Here is a 19,589-nt window from a genome sequence, read left to right on the forward strand (position 1 = left end):
TAGCGTTGGACGGGTGAGCGACGCTCAGTCGGCGCGGTCGATCGGCTTGGCCGTGGCGACGCCTTCGGGGTAGACGGTTTCCAGCTTGCCCTTCTGCCACTGCATCAGGTTGGTGGTGGCCAGCTTGTTCTGGCCGTTCTCGCCGAAGTCGAAACCCCAGCCCGCGGCACTGCTGCCGGGCGACTTCTTGTAGCCCAGCACGGCTTCGCGGATCTTGTCCTTGTCGGTCGACTTGGCGTTGGCGAGCACGTCGAGGAAGGCCTTGGCGCCGACGTAGTTCACCAGGCTGTGGCCCGAGCGCGGCGCCGTGCCGAACTGCTTCAGATAAGCCGCGGAGAAGGCACGCAAGCCGGGCGCGCCGTTCTCGGCCATGGTGTCCTGCGGGAAGTCGACGTCGTAGGCGCCGTCGATGGCGGTGCCGAGCTGCTTGGCGGTGTCGGTGAGCGAGTAGCCGCCGCCCGCGCCGATCATCGCCTTAGGCTTGTAGCCGGCATTGGCCGCCTGCTTGAAGAACAGGGCGGTGTCGTTTTGGTAGGAGGTCTGCAGCACCACGTCGGCGCCGGCGCCTTTGAGACGAAGGATCAGCGAGGAGAGGTCGACGCTTTTCGCGGAGTACGACTGGCTCTCGACCACATTCAGGCCCAGTCGCTTGGCTTCGTCCTTCTGGAAGCTGCTTACCAGCGTGCCGTAGGAACCGTCTTCGAAGATGATCGCGATCTTGAGCGACTTCGGGTCTGCTTTCAGTTGCGGAGCGACCACTTTCACGACCGCCTCGATGCTGCGCTCGGCGAAGTTCTTCGCCGTCGAGTTGCTGCGGAAGACGTACTTCATGCCGCGGCTGGTGATGGTGTCGGCCACCGCGCCGAGTTCGAAGTACGGCACGCCGGCGAGTTCGGTCACCTGGGTTGCCGCAGCCGAGACGCCCGATGCGTAGCTGCCAAAGACGGCGGTCACGTTCTCGACCGAGGTCAGGCGACGGGCCTCGCCCACGGCCTGATTGGCATCGACCGCATCGGCCTTGACCAGCACGATCTTGTTGCCGTTGACGCCGCCGGCGGCGTTGCGCTCGTCGACCGCCAGCTGCACGCCGCGAAAACTCTCGTCACCCAGAAGCGCCAGGCCGCCGCTGAACGGGTACAGCGCGCCCAGCTTGAGGTCGGCCGCGTGGGCGGCCGGCGCGGTGAAGGCCGCAGCAGCGGTCAGGCACGCCAGCAAGGCGACGAGTTTCTTGAATGGCAGCATGGTGTCTCCGAATGAATTCGTTGATTGAAAGCGCTTCATTTAATTGATGCGAACGCACCTTCTGTCTTTCAGTATGCGTCTCCTATTTTAAAATGAAGCGCTTCATATATCAACCAATGCGCTCGGTCGATTGCCTAGGGTTTGCCCCAAGGCGGCTCAGCCGCCGAATCGCGGCTCCGGCGTGCCGCGCACGCCCAGGTCGTGGATCGCGAACAGGCTGCCTCCCTGCACGCCGTCCTTCGGGAAGCGCGGCAGCGGCGGCTTGGACATCGAGGTGACGTAGAGGATGTCCAGATCGGGCCCGCCGAAGTTGACGCTGGTCACCTTCTTCACCGGCATGTTGAGCACGCGGTCGACCGTGCCGTCGGGCGCGTAGCGGATCAGCTTGCCGTCGTAGACCTGCGCGTTCCAGAGAAAGCCTTCGGCATCGACGGTCGAGCCGTCGGCCGCGCCGCCGGTCGACATGTCCAGCTTCGTGAAGGCGCGGCGGTTCGACACGTTGCCGGTTTCGATGTTGTAGTCGTAGGCCCAGATCTCGCCCGACCAGGTGTCGGAGAAATAGAAGGTGGCGTCGTCGGGACTCCAGCACGGTCCGTTCGAACAGATGATCCTGCTGTCGAGCTTGTGCAGCGACAGGTCGGTGTCGAGCCGGTAGAGCGAACCGTTCGGCCCGTCTTCGTTCATGTCCATCGAGCCTGCGACGAAGCGGCCGCGCCGGTCGACCTTGCCGTCGTTGAGCCGGTTGCCCGGCTTGTCCGGCTCGGGATCGACGATCAGCTGCGTCTCGCCGGTCCCGAAGTCCAGGAAGTGAAAGCCGTTGGCCAGCGAAAGCACCGCGCCGCCGCGGCTGCGCAGCGCCATCGAGCCGATGCGTTCGGGCACGTCCCAGGCCCGGATCTCCCGGCCGTCCGCCGTGCAGCGGAAAACCCGTTTGCCGAAGCTGTCGATCCAGTAGAGGCGTTGTTCTTCGACGTCCCAGAGCGGGCCTTCGCCCAGTTCCGTCTTCACGTCGAGAAGGATTTCGATCTTCATCAGTGTCTCCTGCGATTTTGAGGTTCAGAAATGGCCTTGCCGTGTCAGCGCCGCTCGCGCAGCCCGATCACGGCCACCAGCACCACCACGCCGAACAGGATGGCGCGCGATGCATAGGGAAGCGTGGTGCCCGACAGCAGTGTCTGGAGTGCCGTGAGCAGCAGCACACCGCCCAGCATGCCAAGGTAGTGGCCGCGTCCGCCGACGATCAGCGTCCCGCCGATCAGCACCACCGCGATCGACGGCAGCAGGTAGTCGTCGCCCATGCCCAGGCTGGCCTGGCCCGACAGACCCGTGAGCAGGATCGCCGCGATGGCCGAACAGATGCCCGAGAGCACGTACACGCCGATCAGCGTCCGGCCGACCCGCACGCCCGACAGCTGCGCCACACGCTGGCCGTTGCCGACCGCATAGATCGAGCGCCCGAACCGGGTGCGCCCCAGCAGCAGCACGGCGCCGACGGCGAAGACGATGACGAAGAGCACCACCGGCGTCACGCCGAGCACCCGCTCCGTCATGAAGGCTCGCAGCATCGGCGAGGCGAAGCCGTCCGGCGTGCCGTTCGAATAGATCAGCGCGGCGCCCTGCAGGATGCCGTTCATCGCCAGCGTGACGACGATGGGCGACACGCCCAGCATGACCACGCCGGCCCCGTTGAGCAGGCCGATGAGCGCGCCGATGCCGATCGTCAGCGGCAGGGCGTAGACCAGCGCCGCATCCGAACCCTTCACGGTCCCAGCCAGAACGATGCCGGTCAGCGCGATGGTCCAGGGCAGCGACAGGTCCAGTCCGCCCGTGAGGATCACCGCGCCCTGCCCCAGCGCCAGCACGACCAGGCAGGCGCCGAGCACCAGCAGCGAGTTGTAGTAGCCCCAGCTCGTCAGCGAATGGCCGAGCACGAACTGCGTGACTAGCACGATGACGGCGAAACCGATGTATGCGGGCACCGCGAAGCGCAGTGTGTCGGCATGCCGCCGCAGGAAGGTCGGCAGCTGCGACGTTCTACCCGTGCTGGGCTGCGCCGCCAGCCTGACGGCCGGAACCGTCGCGTTGCGCTGCGAAATCAGCACACCGGCACGCCGGGCCTGCAGCCACTGCTGCGCCTGCTTCAGATTGCGCGCCAGCGGCGCCTCCGCGCCCAGCGAGCCGGCCAGCACGGCCAGCATCAGGATGCCGCCCTCGGCGATGGTCGAGAAGTACGCGGAAACGTTCAGCACCAGCAGGATGTTGACCACCATCATCAGCACGTAGGCGCCGAAGACGGTGCCCAGCAGGCCGCCGCGTCCGCCGCCGAGCAGCGTGCCGCCGACCACCACGGCCGCGAAGATCTGCAGCAGCATGGGCGCGCCGATCAGCGGGTCGCCGGAGCCGGTCTGCGCGCTGATGAAAACTCCCGCAAGGCCATAGAGACCGCCCGCGATCACGTAGACGAAGAACTGGACCAGCCGTGTCGGCACGCCCGCCGCGCGGGCCGCATGCAGATCGCTGCCGATGGCGTAGACGGCGGTTCCGAAACGCGTCCGCTTGAGCCAGGCCCAAAGCACCAGGACGACTGCGATCAGCAACACCGGTTTCGGCAGCAGACCCGGTATCGCGTCGCCGAGGAGCAGCTCACCGACGCCTGCCGGAACCGCACCGCCGGGCTTGTCCATGACAAGCAGCGTGATGCCCTGCAGGATGAACATGGTCGACAGCGTCACCACGATCGGCTGCATGCGCAACAGCGAAATGAACAATCCGTTGAAGGCTCCCGCCACCATGCCGATGCCGATGCCCAGCGCCATCACCAGCCATGCCGACGCATCCGGACCGACGAAGCCCGATGCCAGCACCACGTTGACCAGCGAAACCACCGCGCCGGCGGACAGGTCGAAGCCGCCGGACAGGATGACCACGGTCTGCCCCAAGCCGGCGATGGCCAGCGTCGCACCTGTGGTCGCGACGGAAGACAGGTCGTAGTACGTGAGCTGCGTGGTGCCGACGCTGGTGATCGCGAGCAGCAGCGCGAAGAACGCCGCAATGGCGATCAGCAGTCCGCTGTGCTTCTGGAGACTTCGGAAAGCGGACGCGCCACGGCTGGGCCGAGAGCGTGAGTCAATGGCGGCCGTCGTCATGCAGCGAGCTCCAGATGGGTGGCGGCAGAGCCGAGCGCAGCGCGCAGCAGCGCTTCCTCGCTGAGGTCTTCGGCGGCGATTTCAGCTGCGATCTCGCCGCCGTAGAACACCAGGGCGCGGTCGGCAAGATGGACCAGTTCGGGAATTTCCGTCGAGTAGAAGAGCACCGCGCCGCCGGCGTCGGCGTAGTCGCGCATGAGCTGGTAGATCTGGTTCTTGGTGCCGACGTCGATGCCGCGCGTCGGGTCGTAGAGCAGCAACACGCGGCTTTCGGCCAGCAGCCATTTGGCGATCGCGATCTTCTGCTGGTTGCCGCCGGAGAAGGCACCGGCACGGGTCCACAGCGCGCGCCGGTCGACCTCCATGCGGTCGAACACGCGCTCGACGGCTTCTTCCTCCGCCTCGGAATCGATCAGCATGCCCTTGCGGAAGCGGTCGAGCACCGGCATCGACGCGTTGTGGCGGCCCGAGAGTTCGAGGAACAGGCCTTCGGTCTTCCGGTCTTCGGGCACCAGGCTGATGCCGGCCTTGACCGCTTCCGCCGGCGAAAGCACGGCGGCCGGACGGCCGTCGAGCTTCAATGTTCCGCCGGTGACCTCGGCCATGCCGAAACAGGCGAGGAACAGGTCCAGCTGGCCCATCCCCTGCAACCCGGCGACGCCGAGGATCTCGCCCGCATGCAGCGAAAACGATGCGCTCCGGAGCTTGCCGGAGGTCGACAGATCGGCCGCGCCCAGGACTTCGGTGCCGCCCGTTGTGCGCTCCGCGCGCCGGCCGGGAAACGCATGCGCCATCTCGCGGCCCGCGATCATGCCGATGATCTCGCCGTCGCTGTAGGAGGCCGAAGGTCCGGTGGCAATGTGCTTGCCGCCGCGCAGCACCGAGACGGTGTCGCAGAAGGCGCGGACTTCAGGCAGCCGGTGCGAGATGAACACCACCGTGACGCCCGCCGCGCGCTGCTTGACGATCAGGTCACCGAGCCAGTCGACATCACTGCCGGACAGCGTGGACGTCGATTCGTCGAGCAGCAGTACGCGCGGCCTGCGCATGACGGCGCGGGCGATTTCCAGCTTCTGGCGCACAGCCAGTTCCAGGTACTGCACTTCCTCGTCGAGCGAGACGTCGCCCAGTCCCAGTTCCGCCAGTGCGCCGCCGATCTGCTCGCGCGCCTGTCGGCGGCGCATCATGCCGAAAGCGTTCACGGCGCCGTAAGGAAGCAGCATGTTGTCGAGCACGCTGAGGTCCTTGACGTGCGTCATCTCCTGGTACGCCGTCTGGATGCCCTGCGCGTGCGAATGGCGCGGGCTGCGCAGCGCGACCTCTTCGCCGAACAGGCGGATCAATCCGCTGTCGGGCACGACCAGCCCCGACAGCAGCTTGACCAGGGTCGACTTGCCCGCGCCGTTTTCGCCCAGCAGCGCATGCGAGCCGCCCGGCATGATCGAGAACGACACGTCGTCAATGGCGCGCGTCGCGCCATAGGACTTGGCGATGTGCGCGATCTCGATCGCGGGCACGGTGCCCGGAGTTTGCGGATCGAAAGACACGGTGATTACTGCTCGGGTTGGCCGACCAGGGCCGCCGACAGTCCGATCTCCGGCATCTGGTCGGAGAAGATCGAAGCGAACCAGCCCGGGTTCGACACCACGGCCGGCGGAAAGGCGTTGCAGCCCGCCTTCATCTCGGCCCAGCTGCCTTCCTTGCAGTACTTGATGGTGTCGTTGGTCACGACCGGCAGGGGCAGCTTGCTGAACTTGGGAATCTCCTTGCCTTCGAGCTTCTGCACGGCCAGCCTGAGCGCATAGGCGCCCGAGTACGGCGGCGACGCATAGGAGATGCGCGGCGCGCCCATGGGCGCGTAGGTACCGTTCGCGCCGTCGACCACGGTGCCGACCGGCAGCATCTGGATGCGGCCGCCGTTGGAGCCTTCGCCCGCGCATGGCTTGAGATCAGCAGGCTTGGCGCCCGATTCCAGCTGCATGGTGTTAGCGGTGTAGCAGCCGACCTGCATCCAGAGGCCGTCGATCTGGCTCCAGTTGCGCGTCGCGAGGATCTTTGACAGCTCGGTTCGCGCCACCGCCTGGCTCCACATGCCGTTGGCTTCGTTGACGATCTTGATGTCCGGGTACTTGGCGAACACTTCCTTTGCCGCCTTGGTGCGACCGGTGTCGACCGAGGTGCCCGGCACGCCGTTGATGACGACCACGTTGCCCTTGCCGCCGAGCTTCTTGGCCAGCCATTCGGCCGTGACGCGACCGGCTTCCTCCTGGTCGATGGTCACGTTGTAGGCACAAGGCTCGGTGATGGCCGCGTCGTAGGCAATGATGACCACGCCCTTGTCGCAGGCGTTCTTCACGGCCGCATTGAGCGCCGTCGGAGAGATCGGATAGACCACGATGGCCTGTGCGCCCTGCTGGACCATGGCGTTGATCTGCTGGATCTGCCGCTGGGCGTTGGGGCCCGCGACCTGCACTTTGAGGTCGACCTTGTCGACGAAATTCTTGTGCGCGGCGAGCGCCTTGACCATGTTGGCCGCCTCGGCCTGCCAATCGTTGCCGATGTAGCTCATCGACAGATACACCTGGAACTTCTTGTCGGCCGCATGGGCAGCGCCGGAAAGCATGGCACCCACGGCCAGCATGGCAGCGCCCGCGAACAGAAACCTGCTTGTGTTCGACTGTTGTGTCATTTTTTGTCTCCTGCTTGTGTTGAAAGAATTTGTCAGCTCAGGGCTTGCGTATTGCCGTCGACGACCAGCTCCTGGCCGGTCACGCTCGCCGCCATGTCGCTCGCGGCGAACAGGACCATGTTGGCGATGTCTCTTGTCGTCACCATGCGGCCGAGCGAAGCCTGCGAGGTGTACGAACGTGTCACTTCTTCGAGCGACTGGCCCGAGGCCTCCGCCTTGGCTGCGATGACCGCACGGATGCGGGGACCGTCGACGGCGCCGGGAAGAATCGCGTTCACGCGGATGCCGTCGGCACCCAGCTCGATCGCCAGCGTCTTGGTGAAGCCCACCACGCCCCACTTGGAGGCCGAGTACGGCGAGCGGCCCGGCATGCCGAGATGGCCCGCGGCAGAAGCCAGATTGATGATCGACGCATCGGCGCTCTTGCGAAGACGAGGCACGGCGAGACGGACGCAGAGGAACTGGCCCGTCAGGTTGACGGCGAGCGTGCGCTCCCAGTCGGCGAGGGAGAGCGTTTCGACGCCGCCGGTCGGGCCGGCGATGCCGGCGTTGTTGACCAGCACGTCAAGGCCGCCGAGCTTCGCATCGACGACTTCGAAAACACCCGCCACGTCCGACTCGACCGACACGTCGCCGCGGCATCCGTGGATGACCGGCAGTTCGCTTTCCAGCCGGGCCAGCGCCGCCTCCTGGACATCGCAGACCAGCACCTTGGCTCCGGCGGACGCGAAAGCGCGCGCAATCTCCAGACCGATGCCGTCGGCACCGGCCGTCACCAGCACGCGCTTGCCGAACAGCGAATTCTGATTCCACATCTCATGTCTCCGAACTTGTTTGAATTGCCGAAATCATAGATTTGTGATCACAGAGAAAACACGGTGTTTACCCCCATCGATGCCGGCTGGCCGGCTGGCGGAGACCCGCTATTCCGCCTTCACGTTGTTCCTGCGCGCAACCTCGCCCCAGAGCTTGTAGTTGTCGCTGGTCAGGGTGGCGAGGCGTTCGGCACTGCCGCCGCCCACCATGTCGCCGTTCTTGACGATCTGAGAGCTGATGGCAGGGTCGGCCACCGCCGTGTTCATGGCGGCGTTGGCTTTGGCGACGGCGTCCGCCGGCATCTTTGGCGGGCCCCAGAGGCCGACGAAGACGGTCACGACGAAATCCTTGATGCCCAGCTCGGTGGCGGTCGGCACGTCCGGCAGCGCCGGCAGGCGCGCGCTGCCGGTGACCAGGATGGGTCGCAGCCGGCCGCTGGAAATGAACGGGATCAGCAGCGAGGCCGCGTCCATCATGCAGGGCACCTGGTTGCCGACCACGTCCTGAATCGCCGGCGCGCTGCCCTTGTAGGGCACCTGGCTCAGCTTCGGAAGACCGGTGCGCTCGCGGAAATACTCCATCGCCAGATGGGTGTTGCCGCCGCTTCCCGAGGACGCATAGCTGAAGCCCTTGCTGCTCTCCGCCTTGACCCAGGCCACGAACTCCTGGAAGTTCTTGGCCGGCGCCTGCGGATTGACGCACAGGACCAGCTGCGACTCCAGGATCAGACCGATCGGCGTGAACTCGGTCGGAACCGGCGACGGCGTCGAATAGGTGTGCGGATTGATCGTGAAGCTGGTGTTCGCCACCAGCAGCCGGTACGGATTGCCCGAACGCTGCACCTCGCCGGCGGCGATGTTGCCCGACGCCCCCGGCTTGTTCTCCACCAGGACCGGCTGGCCGAGCGCCGTCGCCATGCCCCTGCTGACGAAGCGCGCACCGGCGTCGGTCAGGCCGCCGGGCGGATAGCCGACCAGGAGCGACACCGGCTTGTCCGGCCACTGCGGGCCCTGCGCGAACACGGCGGTCGGCGCGAAGGCCGATACGCATGAACCGGCTGCCGCCATCTTGAGAAGCTCGCGCCTCGACGTGAATTTCATCTGCTTGTCTCCGTGGATGTGGGTGGTGTCGGGGTCAGAAGGCGACGTTGTCGCCGCCCTTGAGCTGAAGGATTTCGCGTGCGTCGTCCGGCGTGGCCACGGTCAAAGACAGGCCTTCGATGATTCCGCGCATGCGACGCACCTGGTCGGCATTGGTCTTCGCCAGTTCGCCCGGGCCGTCCCACAGGGAATCCTCCAGGCCCACGCGCACGTGGCCGCCCATCGCCGCCGACTGCGCGCCGATCGGCATCTGGTTCTTGCCGGCCGGCAGCACCGACCACTGGTAGGCGTCGCCGAACAGGCGATCGGCCGTGCGGCGCATGTGCAGCACGTCTTCCGGATGCGCACCGATGCCGCCCAGGATGCCGAAGACCGACTGGATCAGGAACGGCGGCTTGATCAGGCCGCGATCGATGAAATGCGCCGCGGTGTAGAGATGGCCGATGTCGTAGCACTCGATCTCGAAGCGGGTTCCCTTGTCGCTGCACGACTGCAGGATGTGCGCGATGTCGGTGAAAGTGTTCTTGAAGATGCGGTCGTGGCTGCCTTCGAGGTACGGACGCTCCCAGTCGTGCTTGAATTCCTTGAAGCGGCCCAGCATGGGATACAGGCCCATGTTCATCGAGCCCATGTTCAGCGAGGCGACTTCGGGCGCGAACTCGTGCGCAGGCCGCAGGCGGTCGTCGATCGACATCGTCGGCGCGCCGCCGGTGGTGAGATTGATCACGACGTTGCTGGCCGCCTTGATCTGCGGCAGGAACTGCCTGAACAGCGCCGGGTCCTGCGACGGGCTGCCGTCGACCGGATCGCGTGCGTGCAGGTGGACCATCGCGGCGCCGGCTTCGGCCGCACCGAGGGCGGCGTCGATGATCTGCTGCGGCGTCACCGGCAGATAAGGCGACATCGACGGCGTGTGGATCGCGCCGGTGACGGCGCAGGTGATGATGACTTTGCGGGACATGTGCGACTCCAGTGGTGTCTGTTGACGAGGGTGCGGGGGCGGATCGGGATGCGTGGGATCAGGACGCGGGTGCTTCGCGCTTGTGTGCGGCGAGCGCCATCAGGCGGCGGTCGCGCCACGCGGAGCGGGTACCGATGTCTTCGACGGCCAGTTGGGCGCGGCGCTCCTGGTCGACCCGGTCGATCGACTCGCCGGACCAGCTGAAGGCCTTGACGCCGGCCATGGTTTCGCGATTCGACTTGCCGTAGCGGCTGGCGTAATCCTTCACGCCGGCCGGCGCATTGAGGTCGATGGTCTCGAACGGACCCATGAACGACCAGCGCAGCGCGAGACCGTCCTTGAGCACCTTGTCGATATCGGCCGCACTGGCCAGGCCCTGCTCGAACAGCGTGAAGCATTCGTTGAGCACGGCCGCCTGAACGCGGTTGAGCAGGAAACCGTTGATCTCGCGGGTCAGCGAGACCGGCGTCTGGCCCGCCGCTTCGTAGATGACGTGAGCGCGCGCCATGACGTCCGGATCGGTCCAGGGCGCGGGGCACAACTCGACCAGCGGCACCAGGTACGGAGGATTCGTCGGATGGCCGACCAGGCAGCGCGAACGGCCCGGCAACCCTTCGGTGAACGTCGATGCGGGCAGCCAGGAGGTGGAGCTCGCAAGCACCGCGTCGGGCGGCGCCAGCGCATCGAGCTGCTTGAAGATCGCAGTCTTCGCCTCGACGGTTTCGCGGATGTTCTCCTGCACCATCACCACGTCCTGCAGCGCCGCCGCCAGATCGGGCTCGCAGCAGATGCGGGACAGCACGACCGCCGGCGAATCGCTCAGCAGCCCGAATCCGGCGAGTTCCTCGAGACGCTCGGCGATGTAGGCCAGGCTGTCTTCCATGGTGCGGGCGTCGGCATCGTGCAGCCGCACGGGATGGCCGCCTCGAGCGAAGACGATGGCCCAGGCGCGGCCGATCAGTCCGGCGCCGACGACCGCCACCGGCGGCTTCTGTGGATTGGATATTGAAGTCACGTCCCGCTCCTGAGTCTTTTGGATGCGTGATCTTAATCACTGTGATCACAGTATCCCGATAGGGATTGCCCTATGCGCCTGCCGCCCGAACTGCAACGGACATGACAATGGCATCAGGTTCGTTGTGCTACAAGATCACAACTACGCAAGCACAAGAAGCCACCATGGATCTATCCCAACTCGTTACGCCGCTGACACGCCAGACGCTGAGCGGCGATGTCTACAAGCAGCTGAGCGAACTGCTCATGAGCGGCCGGGTGATGCCGGGCGAACAGCTGTCGCTTCGCACCATCGCGGAGGGACTGGGCGTCAGCGTGATGCCCGTGCGCGAGGCGGTGCACCGTCTGCTGTCCGAAAAGGCGCTGGTGCTGCTGCCGAACCGCGTGCTGAAGGTGCCGACCATGACGGTCAGCCAGTTCGCGGAAATCACCAGCATCCGCATCCACCTCGAAAGTCTGGCGGTGGGCCAGGCCGCCCTGCGGATCGACACGCCGGCGCTGGCGGACATCCGGTCGGTGCACGAGCGTTTCGCCAAGGAAATCTTCGCGAAGAAGCCGAACGAATCCAACCTGATCTCGCTCAACAAGGAACTGCACTTCGCCATCTACAAGCAGGCGCAGATGCCGATGCTGCTGGAGATGATCGAATCGCTCTGGCTGCGCATCGGGCCGATCCTCAACTACGACTTTCGCTCGAATTCTTCGCGGGTGACGGAGCACGTTTCGGTCGCCCATCACGAGCGCATCGTCAGCGCACTCGAAAAAGGCGATGCGCAGGGCGCAGGTCAGGCGCTGGCGGGCGATCTGCAGGGCGCGGCGGACTTCATCGTGTCGGCCGGCGTGCTTCTGGCCGACGGTCCGGCCGCCACGCCGGCCGCGCCGGTGCGCAGCATCAAAAAGCGCTCGCCCTCCCCCATCGCCGCTCTCGGCAAACCGATGCCGAAACGCCGCGATCTCGCGGCCTAACGCGGTGACGGCAGTCGCGGCGGCGCTTGTGTCTCGAGCGAGGCCAGCTTTTCGATCACCAGTTCGATGAAGGCCGCCACCGCGAGCGGCAGATGACGCCGGCTGGGATAGAGCACGTTGAGGCCGGACCCGGTGCTGCGGTACTCGGGTAGCACCTGCACCAGCCTGCCGGCTTTCAGATCGGAGGACACGAGCGTGTGCGGCAGCAGCGCAATGCCCATTCCGGCCACCGCGGCCCTGCGCAATGCCTGCGCCGTGTTGCCACTCAATCGCGCGACCACCTGGACCTCTTCTTCGATGCCGCCGGGCCCGGTCAGCCGCCATGTGGCATGCCTGCCGGGGTGCGCAAAACCAATGCAGTCGCAGTCCGCAAGCGCCTGCAGATCGCGCGGCGCGCCCCGGCGACCGATGTATGCCGGGCTGGCGGCCAGCGTGTTGCGGCCTTCGCCCAGCACCTTGCGCCCGACGTAGCCCGAATCCAGCAGCGGACCGCCGCGGAAAGCGACATCGATGCGTTCCGCGATCAGGTCTGCCCTGGCGTCGCTGAGCACGAAATCGAGACGGACTTTCGGGTAGGTCGCGAGGAAATCCGACACCCATTCCATCAGGAAGAAGTCGAAGAAATCCGCCGGCGCCGCGATGCGCACCAGCCCGCTGGGCTCGTGGTGTTCTTCAATCTGTCCTCGCTGATCCTCTCCACCTTTGTGCCGCTCTCGGGCATCACGAGCGTCGGCTTCGCTTTCAAGAACTACGAAGACGTCTGGAAGGCGATGGACGGCGATCTCGGCAACTACGTGCGTGCCGAAATCGCCAAGACGCCAATCTTCACGGTCTCGAAGATCTGGGACAACGGCTTCCGCCACGTCACCTCGTCGACGCGCGAGATCAAGACGGCCGTCGACCTCAAGGGCTTCAAGGTCCGTGTCCCACCGGCACCGCCGCTGACTTCGCTCTTCAAGGCGCTGGAAGCCGCGCCGTCGCCGATCAACTTCAACGAGCTCTACACCGCCCTGCAGACCAAGGTGGTGGAAGGCCAGGAAAACCCGCTCGCCATCATCGCGACGGCGCGGCTCTACGAAGTGCAGAAATCCTGCAGCCTGACCGGCCACGTCTGGGACGGCTACTGGGTACTCGGCAACAAGCGTGCGTTCGACAAGCTCCCGCCGGACGTTCAGGAAATCATCAAGCGCGAGATCGACCGTTCTGCCACCGACCAGCGCGCCGACGTGGCCAGGCTCAGCTCCAGCCTCATCGCGGATCTCAAGGCCAGGAACATCGCCTTCGTCGATGTCGACCGCGAAGACTTTCGCAAGAAACTGGCCAGCACCGGCTTCTACGGCGAGTGGAAAACGAAGTACGGCGCGACCGCGTGGGACCTGCTCGAAAAGGTGTCCGGCAAGCTCGGCTGACCGCGTCCCGCGCAGCGCCGCTGCGTCCTGCCGTCGCCGGCCGACGGCTCCTTCCATTGAAAACCAGCGACAGGCTCGGCTCTGCCTTGCCGTGCAAGCCGGAGGCTGCCCGTCGCATGAAAGAAGACCATGAATATCTCTGACGATGACCCCGAAAGCGCGGGCGAAACGGGCTGGCGCGAGCCGATACCGTGGCTGGAAGGCCTGAACAAGGCGCTTGCCATGCTGATCGAGATTCCGGCCGCACTTCTGGTGCTGGCCGAAGTCGTCGTGCTGCTCATGGGCGTGACGAGCCGGTACGTTTTCCACGAGCCGCTCATCTGGTCCGACGAGCTGGCCTCGATCCTCTTCCTCTGGCTCGCGATGCTCGGCTCGATCGTTGCCTTCCAGCGCGGCGAACACATGCGGATGACGGCGATCGTCGGCAAGCTCGAGCCGCACCGGCGCGTTCTCCTCGATCTCGTATCGATCGCCGCGGCCATCGCGTTCCTTGCCTTCGTCGTCCATCCGGCCTACGAGTTCGCGGCGGACGAAGCCTTCGTGACGACACCCGCCATGGGGATTCCGAATTCCTGGCGCGCAGCCGCTCTGCCCATCGGCCTGGGAATGATGTTGCTGGTCGGCGTGATCCAGATCTTTCGCGTCGGCCGTCTGAAGGACGTGATGCTGGCGGTCTGTCTCGTGGCGCTCGTCGCCGGCGCGATGGCGCTGGTCGGGCCGCTGCTGAAGGGCCTGGGCAACTGGAACCTGCTGATCTTCTTCGTCTTCGGCGTCGGCGCCATGGTGCTGCTGGGTCTGCCGATCGCGTTCTCCTTCGGTCTTGCGACGGTCGGCTACATCGCACTGACGACCGGAACGCCGACCGTGGTGGTCGTCGGCCGGATGGACGAAGGCATGAGCCACCTGATCCTGCTCGCCGTTCCGCTGTTCGTGCTGCTGGGCCTGCTGATCGAGATGACCGGCATCGCGCGAGCGATGGTCAATTTCCTGGCGAACCTGCTCGGCCACGTGAGAGGCGGGCTGTCTTATGTGCTGATCGGTGCGATGTACCTGGTTTCGGGCATCTCGGGCTCCAAGGCGGCCGACATGGCGGCCGTGGCGCCGGCCCTGTTTCCGGAGATGCGTAAGCGCGGTGCGAAGCCGGGCGATCTGGTGGCGCTGCTTTCGGCGACGGGCGCGCAGACCGAGACGATCCCGCCTTCGCTGTTGCTGATCACGATCGGCTCCGCGACGGGCGTCTCGATCGCGGCCCTGTTCACCGGCGGACTGCTGCCCGGCGTGGTGGTGGGCGCGACCCTGGCCGCGCTCGTCTGGTGGCGCTACCGGCACGAGGACCTGACCGGCGTCCGACGCGCCACCGGACGCGAGATCGGCAAGTCGTTCCTGTTCGCGATTCCCGCCCTGGCGCTGCCGGTCGTGATCCGCGCCGCGGTGGTGGAAGGCGTGGCCACTGCGACCGAGGTGTCGACCATCGGCATCGCATACGCCGTGGTCGCCGGGCTGCTGTTCTACCGCCAGTTCGACTGGAAGCGGATCTATCCGATGCTGGTGAGCACGGCGTCGCTCTCCGGCGCGATCCTGTTCATCATCGGCGCCGCGACGGGCATGGCCTGGGCGCTCACGCAATCGGGCTTCTCGACCGCGCTCGCCGAGGCGATGCGCGCGCTGCCGGGCGGCGCCGTCACGTTCATGGCGGTATCGGTGGTGGCTTTCATCATCCTGGGCTCGGTGCTCGAGGGCATTCCCGCCATCGTGCTGCTCGGACCGCTGCTGTTCCCGATCGCGCGCCAGGTCGGCATCCACGAAGTCCACTACGCGATGGTGGTGACCCTCTCGATGGGCATCGGCCTGTTCGCGCCGCCTTTCGGCGTCGGCTACTACGCGGCCTGTGCCATCAGCCGCATCCATCCGAACGAGGGCATGAAGCCGATCGTGGGCTACATGGTCGCGCTCTTCATCGGTACCTGTCTCGTGGCCGCCATACCGTGGATTTCGATCGGATTCCTCTGATCGTCCCGGTCCCATCATTTTTGCAAGGAGATACCCATGTCTGATTTACCGTCGCTTCGACAAAGCGCCCATCGCATCCGTCGCTATGCATTGCGCATGGGCGAAGTCCAGGGGCAGGGCTACATCGGCCAGGCGCTCGGCTGGGCCGACGTGCTGGCAGTGGCCTACAAGCACGCCATGACCTACCGGCCCGAAGACCCGGAGTGGGAAGGCCGCGACCGGTTCCTGCTTTCGCACGGCCACTACGCGATCGCCTTCTACGCGGCGCTGATCGAGGCGAAGATCATTCCCGAGGAAGAGCTCGAAACCTACGGCAGCGACGACAGCCGTCTGCCGATGTCGGGCATGGCGACGTACACGCCGGGCATGGAAATGTCCGGCGGCTCGCTCGGCCAGGGCCTGCCGATCGCCGTCGGCATGGCGCTGGGCCTGCGCCTGAAGAAGAACCCGGCGTTCGTCTACAACTCGATGTCCGACGGCGAGCTCGACGAGGGTTCGACCTGGGAAGCCGCGATGGGCGCGGCCCATCACCGCCTGTCGAACCTGATCTGCCTGATCGACATCAACAACCAGCAGGCCGACGGCCCGTCCGGAAAGATCATGGGCTTCGAGCCGCTGGCCGACAAGTGGGCCGCGTTCGGCTGGCATGTGCAGCGCGTCGACGGCAACGACCTGGCGGCCGTCGTCGCAGCCTTCGACGCCGCCCGGGCGCTGAAGGAAGACAAGCCGCGCGTGATCCTGTTCGACACGCTGATGGGCAAGGGCGTGCCGTTCCTCGAAACCCGCGAGAAGAACCATTTCATACGCGTCGACCCGCCGGAGTGGCAACAAGCCATCGGCCATGTCGACAGCACACAAACCCAAGGAGCCGTGTAATGAGCGCTACGACAGAAAAGAAACCGAGGCTCACCACCTCCGCCATGATCGCTTCGATCGCCGGCGAGGGCCAGCGCGTCAAGGCGGCGCCGTTCGGCAAGGCCCTGGTCGATCTGGGCCGCGAGCGGCCGGAGATCGTCGGCATGACCGCCGACCTCGCCAAGTACACCGACCTGCATCTGTTCGCCAAGGAGTACCCGGAGCGCTTCTTCCAGATGGGCATGGCCGAGCAGCTGCTGATGGCGGCGGCCGGCGGCATGGCCAAGGAGGGCTTCATCCCGTTCGCGACGACCTACGCCGTGTTCGGCACGCGCCGCGCCTACGACTTCGTGCACCAGGTGATCGCGGAGGAAAACCTCAACGTCAAGATGTGCTGCGCGCTGCCCGGCCTGACCACCGGCTACGGCCCGAGCCACCAGGCGACCGAAGACCTCGCGATGATGCGCGGCATTCCTGGCCTGACGATCATCGACCCGTGCGATGCGCTCGACATCGAGCAGGCCGTGCCGCAGATGGCGGACCATCAGGGTCCTGTCTACATGCGCCTGCCGCGCGGCAACGTGCCGCTGGTACTCGACGAGTACGACTACAAATTCGAGCTCGGCAAGGCCAAGCTCATTCGCGACGGAAACGGCGTGCTGATCATCTCCAGCGGCTTCATGACCATGCGATCGCTGGAGGTGGCGGAGCAACTGAAGGCCGACGGCATCGACGTGGCCGTGCTGCACGTGCCGACGATCAAGCCGCTGGACGACGCGACGATCCTGGCCGAAGTGAAGCGGCTCGGACGCCTGGTGGTCGTGGCGGAGAACCATTCGGTGATCGGCGGACTGGGCGAGGCCGTGGCCAGCCTGCTGATGCGCTCCGGCGTCGCGACCATGTTCCGCCAGATCGGATTGCCCGACGCGTTTCTCGATGCCGGCGCGCTGCCCACCCTGCACGACCGCTACGGCATCTCTACCGAGATGATGAACCGGCAGATCAAGGGCTGGGTCTGACTGCGCGGATCGAATAAGAAGGAGCAACCATGAACGTCACATTCATCGGCGTTGGCGCCATCGGCCTGCCGATGGCCCTTCGAATCCGCAATGCCGGCCACACGGTCACCGGTGTCGACGTGTCGGACACCGTCATCGCCCATGCGAAGGCGAACGGCATCGACACCGTCGCCGACTTCACCCGCGCGCCTGCGGCCGACGTCGTCATCGTCATGGTCGCCACGCCCGAGCAACTCGCGGGCCTCGTCGGCCGGGTGACAGGATCCGGAGATTCGGTGCGCGGGCAGCTGTGGCTCGTGATGTCCACGGTCGGCCCGGACGCGATCCGCGAACAGGGCGCCATCCTCGCCCAGGCAGGCGCCCGCGTCATCGATGCGCCCGTCACCGGCGGCGTCGCACGGGCGAAGACCGGCGAACTGGTTATCTTCGCAGCCGGCGCGCCAAACGACGTGGCCTCGGCACGGCCCGTACTCGACGCCATGGGAACCGTGCGCGTCACCGGCGAACGGCTGGGAGACGGCCAGAGCATCAAGGTGGTGAACCAGCATCTGTGCGTGATCCACATTGCCGCAGCGGCCGAAGCGCTGAGCCTGGCACGATCGCTGGGCCTCGATCCCGCCGCGGTGCTTCAGTTCATCGAGAAGGGTGCGGCCGGCTCGTGGATGCTGTCGGACCGCGGTCCTCGGATGGTGGCCGGCACCGACGTGGAGGTCACGAGCAGCATCAACATCTTCGTGAAGGACAGCGGCCTGGTGGCCTCCGCAGGACAGTCCTGCGGCGCGCAACTGCCGCTGCTGGAGATCGCCAACAGACGCTTTTGCGCCGCCGCAGAAGCCGGCCTGGGCCTGCGCGACGACAGCAGAGTCATCGAAACCTGGGCTTTGAACGAAAGTGCTGCACGGCCCGGACGCCGCGCTATAGCTGATGCTCAACGCTTAAATATTAGTTAAACGGGGTTTTATCTGGACAGCTGGCAAAAAAGAGCAAGATTCGATTTGAATCGATCGGACTTACCAAAAAAGCAGCTGTCTTTGATGCACCGGATCTCCATTGGTCTAAAGCAGTGGACATCTCGGCGTCCATGGCCTTCTGCGAGCAGCTAGCTATAGGGCTGTTAAGGGTATCAGCCGTATAGGAGTCGCCATTGCGGGAGTTTTCAATCTCACCTTACGGTGCAGAGATCTGAACGCGTGCAGCATGCGATCCTGGGCGTGCAAATAGCCATGGGTATGTTGCCCGTCGCGCTGCTTGCGATCGAAAAAGTCGTCGGGTGCCTCCACAGGTGCAAAAACCGCCAAAGGCCTACCGTTGCAACAACGGTTATGGAGCAGCCTGTGCTTTCGAACCCAACCCAACCCAACCGCAGCCGACCCATGACCGAGCTCTCGACCACCACGGACTACGCACAGCGCGATGCCCGCATCGTCATCAACTCCTACACCACCGTCCTGCGCCGCCCGCAGGTTCCGCACGAGCTGTTCGCGACCTATTGGCGCGACGTGCACGGGCCGCTGTGCGCGCGCATTCCCGGTCTGGGCTGGTATGTGCAGAACCACTTCGACCGCGAGCAGGACGCCCATCTCTGGCCCGCCATCGACGGCGTTGCGGCGTTCGACGGCTACACGCTCGACGGCGGTGTCGAGATCGGTTTTCACTCGGCCGAAGATCAGGCGCTGTTCGATGCGGCATGCCCGATCCTGTTCGCCGACGAGCAGAACATGTTCGCCGGCACCGTGGCCTATGCGCTGCCGAACAGTTCGACCACGCTGGTGGACCGGGTGGCCGAACCTTCGCCGAATTCCGACGACGGCCTGGACCGGATCCATGTGCATTTCGGGGCCGCTCACGGCGATGCAAAAGCCTTTGGTGCATGCGTCGACCGGCTGGCGCGCGCGCTCGCCGCAAGCGACGCAGTGCTGAAAGTCCGGATGCACCTGCCCGAAACCTACGACAACGACAAGCCGGCGCCGCCGGCCCCGAATGTCGACCACACCGTGCCCTCGTCGCGCCGCCTCATCGCGATCCTGGAGCTGGCCTTCGTCTCGCCGTTGACGCGCCGGTCGTTCTACGCCTCCGACCGCTTCACACAAGCCAGCGAAGGCATCGCAGCCCATGTGGCCCAAGCGAGCGCATTCGCCGTTAGCGGCGTGTACACCTATGTCCGCGACGGGCAGCTGACACTCGCCGGCCTGCGCGGCAGTCGCCCCGCCCAGCTGATCGAACGAATCGGCGCAATCAATCAGGTGAGCGACGAAGTGCGCAATCTGCTGTTCACCGGCAAGGTCGCGGTCGGATGACGTGATTTCAGGCTGACTGGCGACGATGACAAAAGCCGGAATGATCTGAACCGCGAAGGCTTCGA

The 19,589-nt window shown here is 65.6% G+C and carries 17 protein-coding genes; 7 read left to right on the forward strand and 10 right to left on the reverse strand.

Annotated features, from left to right (window positions below):
* Positions 1 to 24: 24 nt before the first annotated feature.
* From ACSFA3_RS06580 to ACSFA3_RS06620, 9 genes are all read right to left on the reverse strand, one after another.
* Positions 25 to 1,242 carry an ABC transporter substrate-binding protein gene (locus ACSFA3_RS06580; RefSeq protein ID WP_435504566.1) on the reverse strand — a complete coding sequence of 406 codons (1,218 nt, stop codon included), beginning with the start codon at positions 1,240 to 1,242 and terminating at the stop codon, positions 25 to 27.
* A gap of 156 nt (positions 1,243 to 1,398) precedes the next feature.
* Positions 1,399 to 2,274 carry an SMP-30/gluconolactonase/LRE family protein gene (locus ACSFA3_RS06585; RefSeq protein ID WP_435504567.1) on the reverse strand — a complete coding sequence of 292 codons (876 nt, stop codon included), beginning with the start codon at positions 2,272 to 2,274 and terminating at the stop codon, positions 1,399 to 1,401.
* A gap of 44 nt (positions 2,275 to 2,318) precedes the next feature.
* Entirely contained in the window at positions 2,319 to 4,388 is a 2,070-nt protein-coding gene (locus ACSFA3_RS06590; RefSeq protein WP_435504568.1) for an ABC transporter permease, read from the reverse strand.
* Positions 4,385 to 5,935 (reverse strand): sugar ABC transporter ATP-binding protein, encoded by a 1,551-nt coding sequence (locus ACSFA3_RS06595; protein ID WP_435504569.1) that lies wholly within the window; start codon positions 5,933 to 5,935, stop codon positions 4,385 to 4,387. Before ACSFA3_RS06595 ends, ACSFA3_RS06590 begins: the two co-directional genes overlap by 4 nt.
* A gap of 5 nt (positions 5,936 to 5,940) precedes the next feature.
* On the reverse strand, positions 5,941 to 7,077 hold the full coding sequence (locus ACSFA3_RS06600) for a sugar ABC transporter substrate-binding protein (protein ID WP_435504570.1): 1,137 nt from the start codon (positions 7,075 to 7,077) through the stop codon (positions 5,941 to 5,943).
* Positions 7,078 to 7,109: 32 nt separating this feature from the next.
* Positions 7,110 to 7,892: an SDR family oxidoreductase gene (locus ACSFA3_RS06605; RefSeq protein ID WP_435504571.1), complete on the reverse strand. Its 783-nt coding sequence runs from the start codon at positions 7,890 to 7,892 to the stop codon at positions 7,110 to 7,112.
* Positions 7,893 to 8,000: 108 nt separating this feature from the next.
* Complete coding sequence (locus tag ACSFA3_RS06610) at positions 8,001 to 8,993, reverse strand: Bug family tripartite tricarboxylate transporter substrate binding protein (RefSeq protein WP_435504572.1); 993 nt, start codon at positions 8,991 to 8,993, stop codon at positions 8,001 to 8,003.
* A 34-nt stretch (positions 8,994 to 9,027) separates the two neighbouring features.
* Positions 9,028 to 9,954, reverse strand: coding sequence for a 3,5-dioxohexanoate:acetyl-CoA acetone transferase (gene kce / locus ACSFA3_RS06615; protein ID WP_435504573.1), 927 nt, complete (start codon positions 9,952 to 9,954; stop codon positions 9,028 to 9,030).
* Positions 9,955 to 10,012: 58 nt separating this feature from the next.
* Positions 10,013 to 10,969: a 3-hydroxyacyl-CoA dehydrogenase gene (locus ACSFA3_RS06620; protein WP_435504574.1), complete on the reverse strand. Its 957-nt coding sequence runs from the start codon at positions 10,967 to 10,969 to the stop codon at positions 10,013 to 10,015.
* Between the two features lie 164 nt (positions 10,970 to 11,133).
* On the opposite strand from ACSFA3_RS06620, the gene ACSFA3_RS06625 reads away from it, so the two are divergent.
* A complete protein-coding gene (locus ACSFA3_RS06625; RefSeq protein WP_435504575.1) occupies positions 11,134 to 11,934 on the forward strand; it encodes a GntR family transcriptional regulator in 801 nt (266 codons plus the stop codon).
* Here ACSFA3_RS06625 and ACSFA3_RS06630 read toward each other — a convergent pair.
* On the reverse strand, positions 11,931 to 12,581 hold the full coding sequence (locus tag ACSFA3_RS06630; protein ID WP_435504576.1) for a substrate binding domain-containing protein: 651 nt from the start codon (positions 12,579 to 12,581) through the stop codon (positions 11,931 to 11,933). The two genes, ACSFA3_RS06625 and ACSFA3_RS06630, sit on opposite strands and share 4 nt — an antisense overlap.
* An 18-nt stretch (positions 12,582 to 12,599) precedes the next feature.
* Here ACSFA3_RS06630 and ACSFA3_RS06635 point away from each other — a divergent pair, with 18 nt between their 5' ends.
* The 6 genes from ACSFA3_RS06635 to ACSFA3_RS06660 all read left to right on the forward strand — a co-directional run bounded on the left by ACSFA3_RS06635 (position 12,600) and on the right by ACSFA3_RS06660 (position 19,524).
* A complete protein-coding gene (locus ACSFA3_RS06635) occupies positions 12,600 to 13,343 on the forward strand; it encodes a TRAP transporter substrate-binding protein (protein WP_435504577.1) in 744 nt (247 codons plus the stop codon).
* A gap of 129 nt (positions 13,344 to 13,472) precedes the next feature.
* On the forward strand, positions 13,473 to 15,353 hold the full coding sequence (locus tag ACSFA3_RS06640; RefSeq protein ID WP_435504578.1) for a TRAP transporter large permease: 1,881 nt from the start codon (positions 13,473 to 13,475) through the stop codon (positions 15,351 to 15,353).
* A gap of 36 nt (positions 15,354 to 15,389) precedes the next feature.
* Positions 15,390 to 16,229, forward strand: coding sequence for a transketolase (locus ACSFA3_RS06645; RefSeq protein WP_435504579.1), 840 nt, complete (start codon positions 15,390 to 15,392; stop codon positions 16,227 to 16,229).
* A complete protein-coding gene (locus tag ACSFA3_RS06650) occupies positions 16,229 to 17,227 on the forward strand; it encodes a transketolase family protein (protein ID WP_435504580.1) in 999 nt (332 codons plus the stop codon). The genes ACSFA3_RS06645 and ACSFA3_RS06650 overlap by 1 nt, the downstream gene beginning before the upstream one ends.
* 29 nt (positions 17,228 to 17,256) lie before the next feature.
* The gene (locus ACSFA3_RS06655) at positions 17,257 to 18,177 is read left to right on the forward strand and encodes an NAD(P)-dependent oxidoreductase (protein WP_435504581.1); all 921 of its coding nucleotides are present in this window, start codon (positions 17,257 to 17,259) and stop codon (positions 18,175 to 18,177) included.
* Positions 18,178 to 18,600: 423 nt separating this feature from the next.
* Complete coding sequence (locus ACSFA3_RS06660; RefSeq protein WP_435504582.1) at positions 18,601 to 19,524, forward strand: EthD domain-containing protein; 924 nt, start codon at positions 18,601 to 18,603, stop codon at positions 19,522 to 19,524.
* Positions 19,525 to 19,589: the final 65 nt, after the last annotated feature.

This window comes from Variovorax glucosi (assembly GCF_051216695.1).
GTDB lineage: Bacteria > Pseudomonadota > Gammaproteobacteria > Burkholderiales > Burkholderiaceae_C > Variovorax.